Source organism: Rathayibacter sp. AY1E3, assembly GCF_002932235.1.
Taxonomy (GTDB): Bacteria; Actinomycetota; Actinomycetes; order Actinomycetales; family Microbacteriaceae; genus Rathayibacter.
In genome coordinates, this window is sequence record NZ_PSVN01000002.1 from 214,672 (window position 1) to 230,958 (window position 16,287).

Here is a 16,287-nt window from a genome sequence, read left to right on the forward strand (position 1 = left end):
CTCCGGCGTCGGGCTAGCATCGCGGAGCGAGCGCGCGGGCTCGAGAGGATCCGAGGGGGATGTGCCATGGCGGGACCGGGATTCGCGGTCATCGACTTCGAGACGACGGGGGTCCGTCCCGAGCGGGGCGACCGCGTCATCGAGGTCGCTGTCGTCCATCTCGATGCGGAGGGGCGCTTCGAGGCGGCGTTCGAGACGCTCGTGAACCCGGACCGCGATCTCGGCGCGCAGAGGATCCACGGCATCTCGGCGCGCGAGATACTGGACGCACCGTCCTTCGCCGCGATCGCCTCCGATCTGCTGGTACATCTCGACGGCCGGGTGGTCGTCGCCCACAATGCGAGCTTCGAGCGGCGGTTCCTGACAGCGGAACTGGCCCGACTCGGCGTCGAGACGACACTCTCGAGCGAGATGCTGCTGTGCACGATGCAGCTCGCACGCGAGTTCCTGCCGGGTGCGGGGCGCTCGCTCGCCGCCTGCTGCGCCGCGTTCGACATCCCGCTGGAGAACGCTCACCGAGCGGTCGTCGATGCGACCGCCACGGGCCGCCTGCTCGCGGAGTACATCGCCGTCTCCGGTGGTCGCGACCGCTGGGACGATCACCTGAGAGAGGCACTCGCCTACGGCTGGCCTCCTGTTCCGCGGAGGCGCACACTGTGGACGCCCCGACCCGCGACCGCCGTGGCTCCCGCCTCCTTCCTGGAGCGCGTCGTCCAGCGGATGCCCGACCACTCCGGACCCGTGGAGCACGGCGAGTACCTCGCCCTCCTGGACCGCTGCCTCCTGGACCGCGTCATCTCGGCGCACGAGGAGCGCGAACTGGTCACCGCGGCCGACGACCTCGGAATCGGTCGTGCGGTCGTGCGCGTCCTCCACGACCGCTACTTCGACGACCTGACCGCGGTCGCCTGGTCGGACGGCGTCCTCGCCGACGACGAGCTGATGGACCTCGCGACTGTCGCCGATCTGCTCGGCATCGATCACGAGCGGCTCGTCGCGGCCACGGAGCCGCGGGACGCCGTCGAACAGCCCGCGCCCGTCGTCGACCGCTTCTCGCTCGAGCCGGGCGACCTCGTCGTCCTGACCGGGGAGATGCGCCGGACCCGCCAGGAGTGGACGACCGTCCTCGAGGACTGCGGGCTGATCGCCCACCCCGGAGTGACGAAGAAGGTCAAGCTGGTCGTCGCCGCCGATCCCGACTCCCTGTCCGGCAAGGCGAGGAAGGCCCGCGACTACGGGATCCCCGTCGTGAGCGAGGACGGCCTCGCCGCCCTCCTGCGCGCATGAGCACCGCACTGATCACCGGCGCGTCCTCCGGCATCGGCCTCGCCTTCGCCCGGGCGTTCGCGCGCCGCGGCTGGAGCCTCGTCCTCGTCGCCCGCAGCGAGCAGCGCCTCCAGGAGGCGGCGGCCGGACTGCGCGGCCTCGGCGCCGCGGCGGTCGAGGTCCTGCCCGCGGACCTCGGCGACCGCGAGCAGGTCGAGCGCGTGCGCGCGCGGCTCGTCGATCCGGCCCGACCGGTCCGCGTCCTCGTCAACAACGCCGGCTTCGGGATCGACGGGACCTTCGCCGAGCCGGACGTCGCCGCCCAGGACCACGCCTTCGAGGTGATGGTGCGTTCGGTCGCCGTGCTCTCGGGCGCGGCGGCCGAGGCGATGACCACCCGCGGCCGCGGCGCGATCCTCACGGTGTCGAGCGTCGCGGGCTTCGTGCACCTCGGCCCCTACTCCGCGGTGAAGGCGTGGGCGACCGCCTTCGCGCAGTCGCTGGCCGTCGAGCTGCGCGGCACCGGCGTCCGCTCGGCCGCGCTCTGCCCGGGCTGGGTGCGCACCGAGTTCCACGAGCGGGCGGCGATGGACACCTCCTCCATCCCCTCCTTCCTCTGGCTCGATGCGGACGCGGTGGTGGAGGAGTTCCTCCGCGACGTCGCGCGCGGCTCCGTCGTCTCGGTGCCGTCGGTGCGCTTCGGAGTCCCGATGGCCGTGGTGCGGCACCTGCCCGGACCGCTCGTGCGGCGGCTGTCGGCGGCGGTCTCGGCGCGGCGCTGAGGCTCCGCTCAGGTCCGGCTCAGGCGACCCTTTTCCCGGCGTTCCCCCACGCCGCGTTCCGTACACTTGACGCTCGTGGTTGCCGATCAGATCCATCTCGTGCGGCACGGCGAGGTGTTCAACCCCGACCGGGTCCTCTACGGGCGACTCCCGAACTTCCGGCTCTCGGATCTGGGCCACCGCATGGCCCGCTCCGCCGCCGACGACCTGCTCGAGCGCCGGCGCCACGTCACGGCGCTGATCGCCTCGCCGCTCCAGCGCACGCAGGAGTCCGCGCAGCCCATCTCGCAGGCGTTCGAGCTCGAGATCCGCACCGATGAGCGGGTGATCGAGCCGAGCAACCGCTTCGAGGGGAAGTCCCTCGCCGCGCGCAGCTCCGCCCTGCGGAACCCCAAGCACTGGCCCTGGCTCCGCAACCCCTTCGAGCCCAGCTGGGGCGAGCCGTACCTCTCCATCTCGGCGCGGATGTACGCGGCGGTCGAGTCGGCGTGGGAGAGCACGGAGGAGGGCGACGCCGCGATCGTCAGCCACCAGCTCCCCATCTGGACGGTCCACCGCGCCCTCGCCGGCGAGCGCCTCTTCCACGATCCGCGCAAGCGCCGCTGCGCGCTCTCGAGCATCACGACCCTCGAGCGGCGCGGGGACGGCTTCGTCGAGGTCGGCTACTCCGACCCGGCCGCCGGCCTGCAGGGCCTGGCCACCGACGTGGGAGCGGTCTGATGCGCCGGACGGGGCGGCTCCGCGCCGCGGGCGTCCTCGCGCTGGCCGCCGCGCTCGCGCTGACGGGCTGCTCCGAGGATCCGCTCGCCGACCAGTACCGCAACGGCAGCAACAAGGGCTACATCTCGGGGGACGGCACCGTCACCGAGATCGCCGCCGCCGACCGGGACGACCCCATCGTCTTCTCCGGCACCGACGAGACCGGCGCCACCATCGACTCCGCCGACCTCGCCGGGCAGGTCGTCGTCGTCAACTTCTGGTACGCCAGCTGCGCCCCGTGCCGCGCCGAGGCCGCTGACCTCGAGACGGTGAACACGGAGTTCGCCGACAAGGGCGTGTCGTTCGTCGGCGTCAACGTGCGCGATCAGGCCCCCACCGCGGCCGCCTTCGCCGAGACCTTCGGGCTCGGCTACCCCTCCATCGTCGACACCGACTCGTCGGTGCAGCTCGCTTTCACCGGCACCGTCCCGCCGAACGCCGTGCCCACGACGCTCGTCCTCGACAGGGAGGGGCGCGTCGCGTCGCGCATCCTCGGCCAGCTCCAGGAGGCGTCGATCCTCTCGACCCTCGTGGGCGACACGCTCGCCGAGGGGGAGTAGCGGCGTGGGCGACATCGTCGTCAGCGGTCAGCTCCTGCTGGCCGTGCCGATCGCGCTCCTGGCCGGGCTCGTGTCCTTCGCGTCGCCCTGCGTGCTCCCGCTGGTGCCCGGCTACCTCGCCTACGTCGGCGGATTCACCGACGCCGACGAGCGGGCGGCCCGCGGACGCCGCCGGGTCGTGCTGGGGGTGCTCCTCTTCGTGCTCGGATTCTCGCTGGTGTTCGTCCTCTACGGGGCGGCGGCGGGCACGGTCGGCTTCTGGCTGCGCCAGTACACCGACCTGATCACCCGCGTCCTCGGGCTCGTCGTGATCGCGATGGGGCTCGTCTTCATCGGGCAGTTCTCGTTCCTCCAGCGCACGCTCCGACCCGGGATCCGTCCCGCCACCGGGCTGATCGGAGCGCCGCTGCTCGGCATCGTCTTCGGCGTCGGCTGGACGCCCTGCCTCGGCCCGACGCTGAGCTCGATCCTCGCCCTCAGCTACGGCGTGGGCTCGCCCTGGCGCGGCGCCCTCCTCGCCCTGGTCTACTGCCTCGGACTCGGCATCCCCTTCCTCCTCGTCGCCTTCGGCTTCAGCTGGGTGACCAGCACGCTCGCCTTCGTGAAGCGCCACATCCGCGTGGTCAACATCCTCGGCGGCGCCGCCCTCGTCCTGATCGGAGTCCTGATGGTCACGGGCATCTGGAACACCCTCGTCTACGGATCCCTCTCGGCGGTGATCGATGGCTTCCAGCCGGCGATCTGAGCCCGAGGAGAGCACGCGCCGCCCCGACGAGGCCGCGCAGCGGAGGACGGACGCCTCCTTCCGCCCCGCCGACCACTACGACTCCGACGGCGCTGTCACGCAGCCGGCGCTCGGGTTCACCGGCTGGCTCCGCTGGATGTGGCGCCAGCTCACCAGCATGCGCACGGCGCTGTTCCTGCTGCTGATGCTGGCGATCGCGGCGGTCCCCGGATCGCTCGTGCCGCAGCGCTCCTCCGACCCCAACGGCGTGACCCAGTACTTCGTCGACAACCCCGACCTCGCGCCCCTGCTCGACAGGGTGCAGGCGTTCGACACCTACACCTCCGCCTGGTTCTCGAGCATCTACCTGCTGCTGTTCATCTCCCTGATCGGCTGCATCGTCCCGCGCACGCGTCACCACTTCCAGGCGATGCGATCGCGGCCGCCGCGCACCCCGGCGCGCCTGCAGCGCCTCGCCGGCTACACCGTCCGCGAGGTCGAGGGCGCGACGGAGGAGGAGGCCGTCGCCTCCGCCCACTCCGTCCTGCGCCGGGCGGGCTACCGCGTCGAGCGCTACGACGACCCGCGCGGCCGCTGGTCGAGCGTCTCGGCCGAGCGCGGCTACCTCCGCGAGACCGGCAACCTGGTCTTCCACTCCGCCCTGGTCGGCATCCTCGTCGCCGTCGGAGTGGGCGGCGGATTCGGCTACAGCGGGCAGCGCGTGCTGGTCGAGGGCTCCCAGGGGTTCGCGAACAACCTCGCGGCCTACGACTCCTTCAACCCCGGTCGCTTCTTCGACAGCAGCCAGCTCGACCCGTACCAGCTGACCCTCGACAGCCTCGACGTGAAGTACGAGGAGCAGAACCAGTCGGCGCTCGGCCAGCCCGTCGACTTCACCGCGAACGTCACGACCTCCGAGCGCGGCGGGCGCACCGAGGACCGCACGATCAAGGTCAACGACCCGCTCGCGATCGGCGGCACGAACGTCTACCTCCTCGGCAACGGCTACGCCCCGACGATCACGGTCCGGGATCCCTCCGGCCGGGCGATCTTCACCGACTCGGTGCCGTTCCTCCCGCAGGACGCGAACCTGACCTCCGTCGGCGTCGTGAAGGTGCCGGACGGGCTCTCCGAGCAGCTGGGCCTCACCGGCTTCTTCTACCCGACGCAGGACACGCTGGCCTCCGGGGCGTCGACCTCGATCTTCCCCGACCTGCAGTACCCCGTGCTCTCGCTGAACGTCTTTGCGGGCGACCTCGGCCTCGACGGGGGAGTGCCCACATCCGTCTACGTGCTCAACACCGACTCGCTGACCCGGCTCACCGGCGGCACCACCGGCGTCTCGCCGATCACCCTCAAGCCCGGCGACACGGCCGAGCTCCCGAACGGGCTCGGCAGCGTGACCTTCGACAACACGGGCGCCGACCCGACGCGGATCGGCACCGACAGCGTCAAGCGCTTCGCCTCGTTCGACATCCACCACGACGCGACCCAGGGCTGGGTGCTGCTCTTCGCGATCCTCGTGCTCGCCGGACTCCTCACCTCGCTGTTCGTCCCGCGGCGCCGCGTGTGGGTGAAGGCGACCGCCCAGGACGACGGCGGCCTCCTCCTCGAGTACGCGGGACTCGCCCGCGGCGAGGACCCCCAGCTGGTGCGCGCCGTGCGGACGATCGCCGACCGGCACGCCCCGCTCGACTGACCCGCCTCCCGGACGCCCCTCCACAGCCGTCGCCCGGCTGGGCAGGGGCCGAGTCTGTGCAAGCGCGAAGGGGCGGGCGGGGCGGCGAGCGATTACCCTGAGGAGGTGATCGCGACCCTCTCGCAGTACTCGGTGCTGTGCCTCTCCTCCGCCATGGGCATCTACGCCATGGCGTTCGTCTTCTTCGCGATCGACCTCGCCCGCCGCGCCTCCCTGGCCGACGGCGAGTCGATCGAGGTCGTGCAGGAGGCGGAGCGCGTCGCCTCCGCGGCCGCCGCCGACCGCGCGGCCAGCGGCAAGGCCACCGTCGCCGCCGCAGGCTCCGGACGCACAGCGACTCTCTCCCGCATCGGCAGCCGCGTCGAGGACGAGGTCTACCGCGCCCCCGCCCGCTCGAAGACCATGCGCATCGGGTTCTCGCTCACGCTCCTCGGCTTCGTGCTGCACCTCGGCGCGACCGTCCTCCGCGGCGTCGCCGCCGGCCGCGTCCCCTGGGCGAACATGTACGAGTTCTCGATGACCGGGACGCTCATCATCATCGGCGTCTTCCTCGCCGTCCAGCTGCGCTGGGACCTCCGCTTCCTCGGAGCGTTCATCACCGGTCTCGTCCTGGTGCTCCTCGGCATCGCGACCGTCAACTACTACGTCGCCGTCGTCCCGCTCCCGCCGGCACTCCAGTCCTACTGGCTGGTCATCCACGTGCTCGTCGCGATCCTCGGCACCGCGTTCTTCGCCCTCGGCTTCGCGCTCTCGGTCACCCAGCTCCTCCAGGCCCGCCGCGAATCCTCCGGCGACAGCCCCCGCTCGGTCCTCCGCTTCCTGCGCACCCTGCCCAGCTCCCTCACCCTCGAGAACCTCGCCTACCGCGTCACGATCCTCGGCTTCATCCTCTGGACCTTCACGCTCATCGCCGGCGCCGTCTGGGCAGAGAAGGCCTGGGGCCGCTACTGGGGCTGGGACACCAAGGAGGTCTGGACCTTCATCATCTGGACCATCTACGCCGGCTACATCCACGCCCGCGCCACCCGCGGCTGGCGCGGCACCCCCTCCGCCTGGCTCGCCATCGTCGGCTTCGCCGCCGTCATGTTCAACTTCGGCGTCGTCAACGTGTTCTTCAAGGGACTCCACGCCTACTCCGGCCTCGACACCGGCATGTGATCGGCGGGGCCTGGCGGGGTCCCTCGCGGCGTTGTCGGCGACGAACGTAGCGCCGCTACGCCCGACGCCTCCGCCTTGCGATCGACCCCACCAGGCCCCGCCGACCGCCCACCAGGACGCGCACTGGGGACGGCTCCGCTTCGCGTTCGCCGCGGGAGGGCCTCCGCTTCGCGGTCGGGTCTGGGTGGGCTCCGCTTCGCGGTCGCCGTGGGGGAGTGCTCCGCTTCGCGGTCGCGGTGGTGGATGGGCTCCGCTTCGCGGTCGGGTCTGGGTGGGCTCCGCTTCGCGGTCGCCGAGGTGGGTGGGCTCCGCTTCGCGATCGCCGTGGGGGAGCGCTCCGCTGCGCGGTCGGGTTCTGGGGAGCTGCGCTTCGCGGGAGGGCGGGGGGACGGCGGTCGACGGGACATGCTGATCGAGTAGTGAGCAGCGCGAGTATCGAGATCCCCTGACACGAACGCTCGGAGCGAGCCTGTCGAGTTCCCGCGTACGGAAGCGCCGGGTCGGTGCGTGCTGATCGAGGAACGGGCGTGTCGGGGCCGGGGGCACGGACGGGCTTCGGGTGGCCCCGCGCGGGTCAGACGGCGGTGACGACGTCGATGAGGTGGGGGGCGAAAGGGGCGTCGAGGGCGAGGACGATGCGGGTGCGGGCGTCGGAGGGATGGACGCCGCGGTAGATGCCGCGGAGGTCGGCGACGGTCTGGCCGCGGCCGGGGCCGTGGGTGGCGTCGACAGTGACGTGGACGCGCGGGGCGGAGGTGAGGGCGACGGCGTCGACGGCGATCGCGGCGGCCATCGGGTCGTGCATGGCAGCGGTGCGCTCGCCGAAGTGGCCGACATAGAAGTCGAAGTAGAAGTCGAGCGCCTGCCCGATGGCCTGCGCGAGGGGATCGGGCGACGCGAGCAGGACGGCGCGGTCCTCCTCCGTCAGCAGGTGCCGCATGGTCACGTCCAGGGGCACGAGCGTGAGATCCCAGTCGGCCGCGACGACCTCGGCGGCGGCCGCAGGGTCGTGCCAGATGTTGGCCTCCGCCACGGCGGTCACGTTGCCGGGGACCAGCGCGGCTCCACCCATCACGGTCACCGAGTGGACGAGGGACGCGATCTCCGGGTGCGCACGGAGGGCGATCGCGAGATTCGTCAGCGGGCCGATCGCGACCAGCCGCAGCTCGCCCTCGTGCTCACGGGCGAGACGGAGGAGGAGGTCGGCCGGATCCTCGTCGACCGGCTCGCCGCCGTCGGGCAGCGCGACCCCGCCGATGCCGTCGTCGCCGTGCACGTGCGGAGATCCGCCGGCGTAGTCCTCCTCGAGGAAGTGGTGCGCCCCCACGGCGACCGGCACATCGTCGCGGCCGGCCAGCGCGAGCAGGCCGAGGCTGTTGACCGCGGCCCGGCGGGCGTCGGTGTTGCCGCTGACCGTGCTGATCCCGACGAGGCGGGCCCGGGGCGAGCGGAGGAGGTACGCCAGGGCGAGCGAGTCGTCGATGCCGGTGTCGCAGTCGAGGAAGACGGGGACGGGGACGGTCGATGCGCTCACGGTGCTCCGATGCTCGAGGGTGGGGGATGCGTCGGGCACCGACGGCCGACGCTCCCATTCTGCCGCTCCTCGGACGCGGCGCCCGCCGCCGACGATCAGAGCAGCGCGTAGGAGTCGCGGAGCCGCGCCCGCCACCAGGCGAGCCGCTCCGGCGACACGGCGTGACGGGAGAGGAGCTCCTCCGAGACCTCCACGCGGCCGACGGGGATGCTGCCGTCGACCGGCCGCAGCGGCCGCTCCGTGACGTCCGCGGCGAGGAGGGACGCGGTGCCGAGTCCGCAGTCGAAGGGCAGCTCGGGGAGCGCCGCGGCCAGGGCGGCGCCCATGGCGAGTCCGACCGAGCTGTCGATCGCGCTCGAGACCACCGCCGGCAGCCCCGCCTCGGCGACGAGGGCCAGCGCCCGGCGCGTCCCCCCGAGCGGCTGGGCCTTCACGACCAGCAGGTCCGCGGCTCCGGCCCGGGCGACGGCGAGCGGATCGGCGGCCTTGCGAACGCTCTCGTCGGCGGCGATCGGGATGCCCATGTACTTCACCCGGTAGCGTAGCTCCGCCAGCTCGTCGACGCTCGCGCACGGCTGCTCGACGTACTCGAGGTCGGACTCCGCGAGGGCGTGGACGGCGTGCTCGGCCTCGTCGAGGTTCCAGCCGCCGTTAGCGTCCACGCGGATCCGGCCCTCCGGACCGAGCAGGCGGCGGACCTCGACGACCCGGGCCACGTCGTCGGCCAGCGTCTGGCCGCGCTCGGCGACCTTCACCTTCGCCGTGCGGCAGCCGTGGTAGCTCGCGAGCACGGCGGCGACCTCGTGCGGTGCGACGGCCGGGATGGTCGCGTTCACCGGGATGCGGTCGCGCAGCGGTGCCGGCTGCTCGCTCCAGCCGTAGTCGATCGCCGCCCGGAGCCACGCCGCCGACTCCTCTGCGCCGTACTCGAGGAAGGGCGAGAACTCGGTCCAGCCCTCGGGGCCGCGCACGAGCGCGATCTCGCGGTGGTCCACACCGCGGAAGCGGGTGCGCAGCGGCAGAGCGACGACGCGGAGTCCCGCGTCGATCTCGCCGAGGGAGGGGAGCGGGGAGGCGGGCACGACGTCGTCCATCCGGCCATTGTCCACCGGCCGGGGCGACGCGGCGGCCACCCGGGCGCAGGAGGTCGGCGACGCGCGCGCAAGCCCCCGGGGTCCCTCCTCCGAGCGCCCGCCGAGGTGCCAGACTGACGAGGCTGCCGTTGGAGTCCGGAGGAGTGCGATGAGCCAGATGCCGATGAGCCCGCCGCCCGCGCCCGCCCCGGGCCCGACGCAGGGCTCCGTCCCCTCCCACCGCCCGCTCGGCAGGGGCGCCTGGATCGCGCTGGGCACGAGCCTCCTCGTGGGCGTCGTCTACACCGGCGTGCTCGGCACGCTCGTCGCCGTCGGAGTGGGCGGCGCGCTCGACTCCGCCGCCGGCAGCGCGTCGACGAGCGCTCCGTCCGAGCCGTTCGGCGACCCGACGGACGACCCGTTCGGCAGCGGGGACCCGTCCGATCCGCTCTACGACTACCCCGGCTACCAGGACGGCGACGCCGCGACGATCCTCGGCCAGCCGTCCGCGGAGGACGTGCGCGCGAGTGCCGAGAAGGCCGTCGCGGCCGTCGAGGGCGCCGTCCCCGAGGAGTGGACCTCGGCCGACGACGAGTACTACGAGCAGTCGCAGAACGCCTACGGCGGGCCCTCCCTCCTCTACGACTACATCTCGGCGACCGAGTACGCCGCCGCCGACGTCTCGACCGACGCCGACAGGCAGGCGGCGGTCGACCGTTTCACCGCAGCGCTCTCGCCTCTCGGCTTCGACGACGTCGAGGTGGCCGACACCCCCGAGGAGTGGTCGGAGGCGGGCTACGAGCTCGACGGCGACCTCTCGGACGAGGAGGCCTCGGCCGCGCTCTGGATCGTCACCGCCCGCTCATCCGCCGACCTCGTGCCCGCGATCGAGCTGGGCCTCGTCGACCTCGACGCCGATCCGACCGGCCTGGTCGCCGACATGCTCGACGGAGTCGGCCTCTCGCCGGACCCGCAGGGCGCGTTCCTGGCGGGGTACGCGAACGGGGTCCTCCAGGACGAGGACCGCGGCGAGTTCACCGACCGCCTCGAGGAGTACGGCGGAGTCGCCACGACCTGACCGGGCGCTACAAGCAAGCCCGTCCGCCCGCAAGCCCGAATCGGCGCACCGCCCGCGCCCTACGGTGAGGGGATGGCTGCACCCCGCTCGACCAGGCCCCTGCGCGACTACGCCGCGATCGGAGACGGTCGCACGGTCGCCCTGATCGCGAAGGACGGCAGCGTCGACTGGATGCCCGTCCCGGACCTCGGCTCCACCCCCGCCTTCGCCGCCCTGATCGACGCCGAGTCCGGCGGCTGCGTCGAGCTCGCCCCCGAGGAGCCCGCCGAGGTCTCGCGCGCCTACATCCGCGACACGAACGTCCTCGAGACCACCTTCACCACCGAGTCGGGCACCGTCCGCGTGACGGACGCGCTCGTCACCGGGATCGCGGGCCGCCTCCCGTGGGCCGAGCTCGCGCGCCGCGTGGACGGTGTCGACGGCGAGGTGCGGATGCGGTGGGCCGTGCGTCCCGGAACGGGACTCGGCCGGTTCTCCCCGTGGATCCAGAACGCCGACGGCCGCTCGCTCATCCGCGCCGGAGACATCACCATCGGCGTCACCGGGCAGGAGCACGGGCCCGACGGCGAAGACGCACCCTCCGGCGCCGGCGACGAGCTGACGGGCTCCTTCGTCGTGACCGCGGGGAAGGACGCCGTGCGGCACGTCCTGGTCGTGTCGGCCACGCATGACGAGCCGCTGCACTTCCCGGTCGCGAAGAACGTCGACCGCGGCATCGACCGCACCATCCGCAGCTGGCAGAACTGGTCGGAGGAGTTCTCCTACGACGGCCCGTGGTCCGAGGCCGTCCAGCGCAGCGCCCTCGCGCTCAAGCTGCTGATCTACTCGCCCACAGGAGCCATCGCCGCGGCCGCGACCACGTCGCTCCCGGAGTCGCCCAACGGCGGCAAGAACTGGGACTACCGCTTCGCCTGGGTGCGCGACGCCGCGTACACGATGCACGCGCTGGTGCGCTTCGGCCTGCGCGAGGAGACGCACGCCGCGCTGTCCTGGCTCCTCCGCACGATCAAGGAGCACGGGCCGGACCTGCACATCTTCTACGGACTCGACGGCTCCATGCCGACCGTCCTCGAGGAGTTCGACGTCCCGGGCTACGCCGGCATCGGCCCGGTCGTCGCCGGCAACGCAGCGCAGAGCCAGCTGCAGCTGGGCGTCTTCGGCGACCTCTTCGACATCTGCCGCATCTACGTCGACGAGGGCAACGTCCTCGACATCCAGACCGGTCGGCTCCTCGCCCGCGTCGCCGACACCACCTGCGACCTGTGGCGGAACCGCGATGCGGGCATGTGGGAGCTGGAGGAGGAGCAGCACTACACCTCCTCGAAGATGGGCTGCTGGCAGGCGCTCGACGCGGCCGTGCACCTGGCGGAGCTCGGCCAGGTCGCGGGCAGCCCCGACCGCTGGCGCTTCGAGCGCGACCGCATCCGGGAGTGGATCGAGGAGCACTGCTGGTCCGAGGAGCTCGGCTCCTACGTGATGTACCCGGGCAGCGAGGAGCTGGACGCCTCGGTGCTCCTGCACGCGCCCAGCGGCTACGAGCGCGGCGAGCGGATGATCTCGACCATCGACGCCCTGGTGAAGGAGCTGGGCCGCGGCGCGCTGCTGTTCCGCTACTCCGGCATGGAGGGCGAGGAGCACCCGTTCGTGGCCTGCTCGTTCTGGCTCGCCTCCGCCCTGGCCTGCGTCGGTCGGCACGACGAGTCGGTCGCCCTGATGGACGAGCTCGTCGCCACGGTCCCGAACGACGTCGGGATCATGTCCGAGATGATCGCGGTCGACGACCTGGCCTTCTGGGGCAACCTGCCGCAGGGGCTCAGCCACCTCGCGTTGATCAACGCGGCCATCACCATCGAGGAGCTGGCGCCGAAGAAGGTCGGCCGCGCGTAACCCCGCCGACGGCGTCCGCGCAACCCGTTGAGGGCCGGCTCCGAGGGGCGTAGACCGGTACCACCCCCTCGCACCGCACCCACAAGGAGCACCTCAGCATGGATCTCGGGATCACCGGCCGCACCGCCCTCGTCACCGGAGGCGACTCCGGCATCGGCCTGGCCACGGCGCAGCTCCTCCTCGCCGAGGGCGCGACCGTCGTGATCACCGACAAGGACCAGGCGGAGCTGGACCGGGCCGCGGCCGGGCTCGACGCTCCGGAGGGCCGCCTGCACGCCTTCGCCGCCGACGTCACCAGCACGGAGCAGCTCGCCGAGCTGCACCGCCGCGTGGCCGGAGCGGTCGGCGCGATCGACATCCTCGTGCAGTGCGCCGGAGTCACGGGGGCGCAGGGCCTGTTCCACGAGATCGACGACGAGGGCTGGACCAGCACGCTCGAGGTCGACCTGCTCGGGCCTGTGCGGCTCGTGCGCGAGTTCCTCCCCGACCTCCGCACCGGAGGCTGGGGCCGGCTCGTGCTCACCGCCTCCGAGGACGCCGTGCAGCCCTACGACGACGAACTGCCCTACTGCGCCGCGAAGGCGGGCGTCCTCGCCTTCGCCAAGGGCCTCTCGCGCTCCTACGCGCAGGAGGGCCTGCTCGTGAACACGGTCTCGCCCGCGTTCATCCGCACTCCGATGACCGACGCGATGATGTCCAAGCGCGCCGAGCAGAGGGGCACCTCGGTCGACGAGGCGATCTCGTCCTTCCTCGACGAGGAGCGCCCGTACATGGAGCTGAAGCGCCGGGGCGAGGCCGAGGAGGTCGCAGCCGTGATCGCCTTCCTCTGCTCCGACCGCGCCTCGTTCGTGAACGGCTCGAACTACCGCGTCGACTCCGGATCCGTCGCCACGATCTGATCCCCGCAACCACGGGCCCCGTCCAGCGCGCGCACCCCGCGCGTGCGGGCGCCGTCCAGCCGAAGAAGCCAGACTCGGGGCGGGACACCGCACCCGGCACTGCAAGAGAAAGGAACGGTCCATGACCACCACCCTCGAACGCCACGTCGAAGCCCCCGCGGGCTCCGGTGCCAAGACCAGCCGCCGTCAGAACGCCGAGAAGGGCTTCAAGGCCTCCAAGGAGCTGCTCGACAGCCTCCAGATCGTCCTCGTCGACCTGATCGAGCTCCACGTCCAGGGCAAGCAGGCCCACTGGAACGTCGTCGGCAAGAACTTCCGCGACCTCCACCTGCAGCTCGACGAGATCATCGAGGCCGCGCGCGAGTTCAGCGACGACATCGCCGAGCGCATGCGCGCCCTCCACGGGATCCCGGACGGCCGCAGCGACACCGTCGCCGCGACCACCACCCTCCCCGAGTACCCGCACGGCGAGATCGACACGGCCGAGACCGTCGACCTGGTCACGATCCGCCTCGAGAACACCGCCGCCACCATGCGCGAGGTCCACGACCAGGTGGACGAGGAGGACCCGACCAGCGCGGATCTCCTCCACGCGATCATCCAGAGCCTCGAGCAGTACGCCTGGATGGTGTCGGCCGAGAACCGCACCACCTCCGCCGCCAAGTAGGGGCGAGCACCGGCAGGGGGACTCCGCGTCAGCGGGGTCCCCTTCCGTCTGCCCGAGCGGTGTCGAGTCGCCGTGCAGTCCGGATCAGTAGGGTCGTGGCATGAGCACGCAGGTCTCCGAACTGTTCGACGCGCACCGCTGGGCGGCCGTCGACGGCTTCGACGCACTCGAGGACATCACCTACCACCACGACCGCTCCGGCCGCATCGCGCGGGTCGCGTTCGACCGGCCCGAGGTCCGCAACGCGTTCCGGCCGCGCACGGTCGACGAGCTGTTCCGCGCCCTCGAGGACGCCCGGACGAACCCGCGCGTCGGCGTCGTCATCCTCACCGGCAACGGCCCGAGCCCGCGCGACGGAGGCTGGGCGTTCTGCTCCGGGGGAGACCAGCGGATCCGCGGCCGCGACGGCTACCGGTACTCCGACGGCGAGACCGCCGAGGGCATCGACTCCGCGCGGAACGGCCGCCTGCACATCCTCGAGGTGCAGCGCCTCATCCGCTTCATGCCGAAGGTCGTCATCGCGGCCGTCCCCGGCTGGGCCGCGGGAGGCGGGCACTCGCTGCACGTGGTCTGCGACCTCACCCTCGCCTCCGCCGAGCACGGGCGCTTCAAGCAGACGGACGCCGACGTCGGCTCCTTCGACGCGGGCTACGGCTCGGCGTACTTCGCCCGCCAGATCGGGCAGAAGGCCGCGCGCGAGGTGTTCTTCCTCGCGCGGGAGTACTCCGCGCAGCGCGCCTACGAGATGGGCGCCGTGAACACGGTCGTCCCGCACGCCGAGCTCGAGACGACCGCGGTGGAGTGGGCCGAGACGATCCTCACCAAGTCGCCCACGGCCATCCGGATGCTGAAGTACGCGTTCAACGCCGTGGACGACGGCCTCGTGGGCCAGCAGCTCTTCGCGGGCGAGACCACGCGCCTCGCCTACGGCACCGATGAGGCCGTCGAGGGACGCGACTCCTTCCTCGAGAAGCGCGAGCCCGACTGGTCGCCGTTCCCGTGGCAGTTCTGAGCCGGAGGGCACGCAGGTGACCCGCCCGCTCGCCGGTGTCGACGCGACGGTCGAGGCCGTCCTCCTCGCTCTGCGCGCGGCCCTGGACGGCAGCGGCCCGGCGATCCGCGTCTCCGCCCCCGGCGCTGCGACCGCCTCCGAGGATGCCGTCGTGCCGCAGCGCGTCGCCGCCGTCGTCGAGACCTCGGGCTCGTCGGGGCCGCCCAAGCGGGTCGCGCTCTCGACAGCGGCCCTGCTCACCAGCGCCTCCGCGACCCTCGCCGAGCTGGGCGGGCCGGGACGCTGGCTGCTCTGCCTGCCGACGCACTACGTCGCGGGACTGCAGGTGCTCGTCCGCTCGCTGACCGCGGAGGCCGACCCGGTCGTCCTCCCGGCCGGCGGCTTCGACGCGGCGGCCTTCCTCGCTCTCGCTCGGACGATGCCGGCGGGGGAGCGGCGGTACTCCTCGCTGGTCCCCGTGCAGCTCGCGCGGCTGCTGGACCTCGCCGAGCGCGATCCGGCCGCGGCCGAGGCGCTCCGCTCGTTCGACGCGCTCCTGATCGGCGGCCAGTCGACGCCGCAGCCGCTGCGGGACCGCGCCGCCGCCCTCGGTGCGCGCATCCGCCTGACCTACGGATCGAGCGAGACGTCCGGCGGCTGCGTCTACGACGGCGTCCCGCTCCACGACGTGCGGATGCGCGTCGAGAACGGGCAGGTGCTGCTCGGCGGCCCGACCCTCGCGGAGGGCTACCTCGACGCCGACGGCGCGATCGACCACGAGCGCAGCGCCTCCACCTTCCTCGAGCTCGACGGGGAGCGCTGGTACCGCACGGGCGACGCGGGGTCGATCGTCGACGGGCGCCTCCGGGTGACCGGTCGGCTCGACCGCGTGATCGTGTCGGGCGGGGAGAAGGTCTCGCTCGACTCCGTCGAGGCCGTGCTCCGCGAGGGGCCCGTCCCCGACGCGGTCGTGGTGCGGCGGGCGGACGAGCAGTGGGGCGAGGTCCCGGTCGTCGTCACGGCGGAGGAGGCTCCCGCGCTCACCGACCTGCGCGCCCTGATCGCCGACCGCCTCGGGCGCGCCGCCGCTCCCGCGGCCGTGCTGCCGGTCGGCCGCATCCCCCTCCTCGCCTCCGGGAAGCCCGACCGCCGCGCCCTCGAGGTGCTCGCCGAGCAGGCCTGACCGGCTCCGAGCGTCGACGGGCCGGTG

The 16,287-nt window shown here is 72.6% G+C and carries 15 protein-coding genes; 13 read left to right on the forward strand and 2 right to left on the reverse strand.

All coding sequences use genetic code 11. The features are described from left to right. Positions 1–66 precede the first annotated feature (66 nt). The 7 genes from C5C53_RS02485 (at position 67) to ccsB (ending at position 6,948) form a co-directional block, all read left to right on the forward strand. Positions 67–1,287 (forward strand): exonuclease domain-containing protein, encoded by a 1,221-nt coding sequence (locus C5C53_RS02485; RefSeq protein ID WP_104266730.1) that lies wholly within the window; start codon positions 67–69, stop codon positions 1,285–1,287. After that, positions 1,284–2,048 (forward strand): SDR family oxidoreductase, encoded by a 765-nt coding sequence (locus C5C53_RS02490; RefSeq protein WP_104224863.1) that lies wholly within the window; start codon positions 1,284–1,286, stop codon positions 2,046–2,048. Before C5C53_RS02485 ends, C5C53_RS02490 begins: the two co-directional genes overlap by 4 nt. A gap of 75 nt (positions 2,049–2,123) precedes the next feature. Beyond that, positions 2,124–2,768, forward strand: a complete 645-nt coding sequence (locus C5C53_RS02495) for a histidine phosphatase family protein (protein WP_104266731.1) — start codon at positions 2,124–2,126, stop codon at positions 2,766–2,768. Then, positions 2,768–3,367, forward strand: coding sequence for a TlpA disulfide reductase family protein (locus tag C5C53_RS02500; RefSeq protein WP_104249773.1), 600 nt, complete (start codon positions 2,768–2,770; stop codon positions 3,365–3,367). Before C5C53_RS02495 ends, C5C53_RS02500 begins: the two co-directional genes overlap by 1 nt. A 4-nt stretch (positions 3,368–3,371) precedes the next feature. Continuing rightward, positions 3,372–4,112, forward strand: coding sequence for a cytochrome c biogenesis CcdA family protein (locus tag C5C53_RS02505; protein ID WP_244230512.1), 741 nt, complete (start codon positions 3,372–3,374; stop codon positions 4,110–4,112). Further along, positions 4,090–5,790 (forward strand): cytochrome c biogenesis protein ResB, encoded by a 1,701-nt coding sequence (locus C5C53_RS02510; protein ID WP_104266732.1) that lies wholly within the window; start codon positions 4,090–4,092, stop codon positions 5,788–5,790. Before C5C53_RS02505 ends, C5C53_RS02510 begins: the two co-directional genes overlap by 23 nt. 153 nt (positions 5,791–5,943) lie before the next feature. Next, on the forward strand, positions 5,944–6,948 hold the full coding sequence (gene ccsB / locus C5C53_RS02515; protein WP_104224871.1) for a c-type cytochrome biogenesis protein CcsB: 1,005 nt from the start codon (positions 5,944–5,946) through the stop codon (positions 6,946–6,948). A 574-nt stretch (positions 6,949–7,522) separates the two neighbouring features. On the opposite strand, the gene C5C53_RS02520 is transcribed toward ccsB, so the two are convergent. After that, positions 7,523–8,482, reverse strand: a complete 960-nt coding sequence (locus C5C53_RS02520) for a nucleoside hydrolase (RefSeq protein WP_104266782.1) — start codon at positions 8,480–8,482, stop codon at positions 7,523–7,525. A 95-nt stretch (positions 8,483–8,577) separates the two neighbouring features. Then, a complete protein-coding gene (locus C5C53_RS02525) occupies positions 8,578–9,576 on the reverse strand; it encodes an o-succinylbenzoate synthase (RefSeq protein WP_104254851.1) in 999 nt (332 codons plus the stop codon). Positions 9,577–9,724: 148 nt separating this feature from the next. Here C5C53_RS02525 and C5C53_RS02530 point away from each other — a divergent pair, with 148 nt between their 5' ends. The 6 genes from C5C53_RS02530 to C5C53_RS02555 all read left to right on the forward strand — a co-directional run bounded on the left by C5C53_RS02530 (position 9,725) and on the right by C5C53_RS02555 (position 16,260). Further along, positions 9,725–10,633, forward strand: a complete 909-nt coding sequence (locus C5C53_RS02530; RefSeq protein ID WP_104233420.1) for a hypothetical protein — start codon at positions 9,725–9,727, stop codon at positions 10,631–10,633. Positions 10,634–10,705: 72 nt separating this feature from the next. Beyond that, positions 10,706–12,520, forward strand: a complete 1,815-nt coding sequence (locus C5C53_RS02535) for a glycoside hydrolase family 15 protein (protein WP_104266733.1) — start codon at positions 10,706–10,708, stop codon at positions 12,518–12,520. Between the two features lie 98 nt (positions 12,521–12,618). After that, on the forward strand, positions 12,619–13,419 hold the full coding sequence (locus C5C53_RS02540; RefSeq protein ID WP_104266734.1) for an SDR family NAD(P)-dependent oxidoreductase: 801 nt from the start codon (positions 12,619–12,621) through the stop codon (positions 13,417–13,419). A gap of 121 nt (positions 13,420–13,540) precedes the next feature. After that, positions 13,541–14,086, forward strand: coding sequence for a Dps family protein (locus C5C53_RS02545; protein ID WP_104223596.1), 546 nt, complete (start codon positions 13,541–13,543; stop codon positions 14,084–14,086). A gap of 100 nt (positions 14,087–14,186) precedes the next feature. Continuing rightward, positions 14,187–15,098 carry a 1,4-dihydroxy-2-naphthoyl-CoA synthase gene (locus C5C53_RS02550; RefSeq protein WP_104266735.1) on the forward strand — a complete coding sequence of 304 codons (912 nt, stop codon included), beginning with the start codon at positions 14,187–14,189 and terminating at the stop codon, positions 15,096–15,098. 16 nt (positions 15,099–15,114) lie between these two features. Then, entirely contained in the window at positions 15,115–16,260 is a 1,146-nt protein-coding gene (locus C5C53_RS02555; protein WP_104257162.1) for an AMP-binding protein, read from the forward strand. Positions 16,261–16,287 lie beyond the last annotated feature (27 nt).

Bases quoted from the DNA above. Each gene is read 5' to 3' on its own strand.
- C5C53_RS02485 (WP_104266730.1), top strand. From the start codon at position 67: ATGGCGGGACCGGGATTCGCGGTCATCGACTTCGAGACGACGGGGGTC.
- C5C53_RS02490 (WP_104224863.1), top strand. From the start codon at position 1,284: ATGAGCACCGCACTGATCACCGGCGCGTCCTCCGGCATCGGCCTCGCC.
- C5C53_RS02500 (WP_104249773.1), top strand. From the start codon at position 2,768: ATGCGCCGGACGGGGCGGCTCCGCGCCGCGGGCGTCCTCGCGCTGGCC.
- C5C53_RS02510 (WP_104266732.1), top strand. From the start codon at position 4,090: ATGGCTTCCAGCCGGCGATCTGAGCCCGAGGAGAGCACGCGCCGCCCC.
- ccsB (WP_104224871.1), top strand. From the start codon at position 5,944: ATGGGCATCTACGCCATGGCGTTCGTCTTCTTCGCGATCGACCTCGCC.
- C5C53_RS02525 (WP_104254851.1), bottom strand. From the start codon at position 9,576: ATGGACGACGTCGTGCCCGCCTCCCCGCTCCCCTCCCTCGGCGAGATC.
- C5C53_RS02530 (WP_104233420.1), top strand. From the start codon at position 9,725: ATGAGCCAGATGCCGATGAGCCCGCCGCCCGCGCCCGCCCCGGGCCCG.
- C5C53_RS02535 (WP_104266733.1), top strand. From the start codon at position 10,706: ATGGCTGCACCCCGCTCGACCAGGCCCCTGCGCGACTACGCCGCGATC.
- C5C53_RS02540 (WP_104266734.1), top strand. From the start codon at position 12,619: ATGGATCTCGGGATCACCGGCCGCACCGCCCTCGTCACCGGAGGCGAC.
- C5C53_RS02545 (WP_104223596.1), top strand. From the start codon at position 13,541: ATGACCACCACCCTCGAACGCCACGTCGAAGCCCCCGCGGGCTCCGGT.
- C5C53_RS02550 (WP_104266735.1), top strand. From the start codon at position 14,187: ATGAGCACGCAGGTCTCCGAACTGTTCGACGCGCACCGCTGGGCGGCC.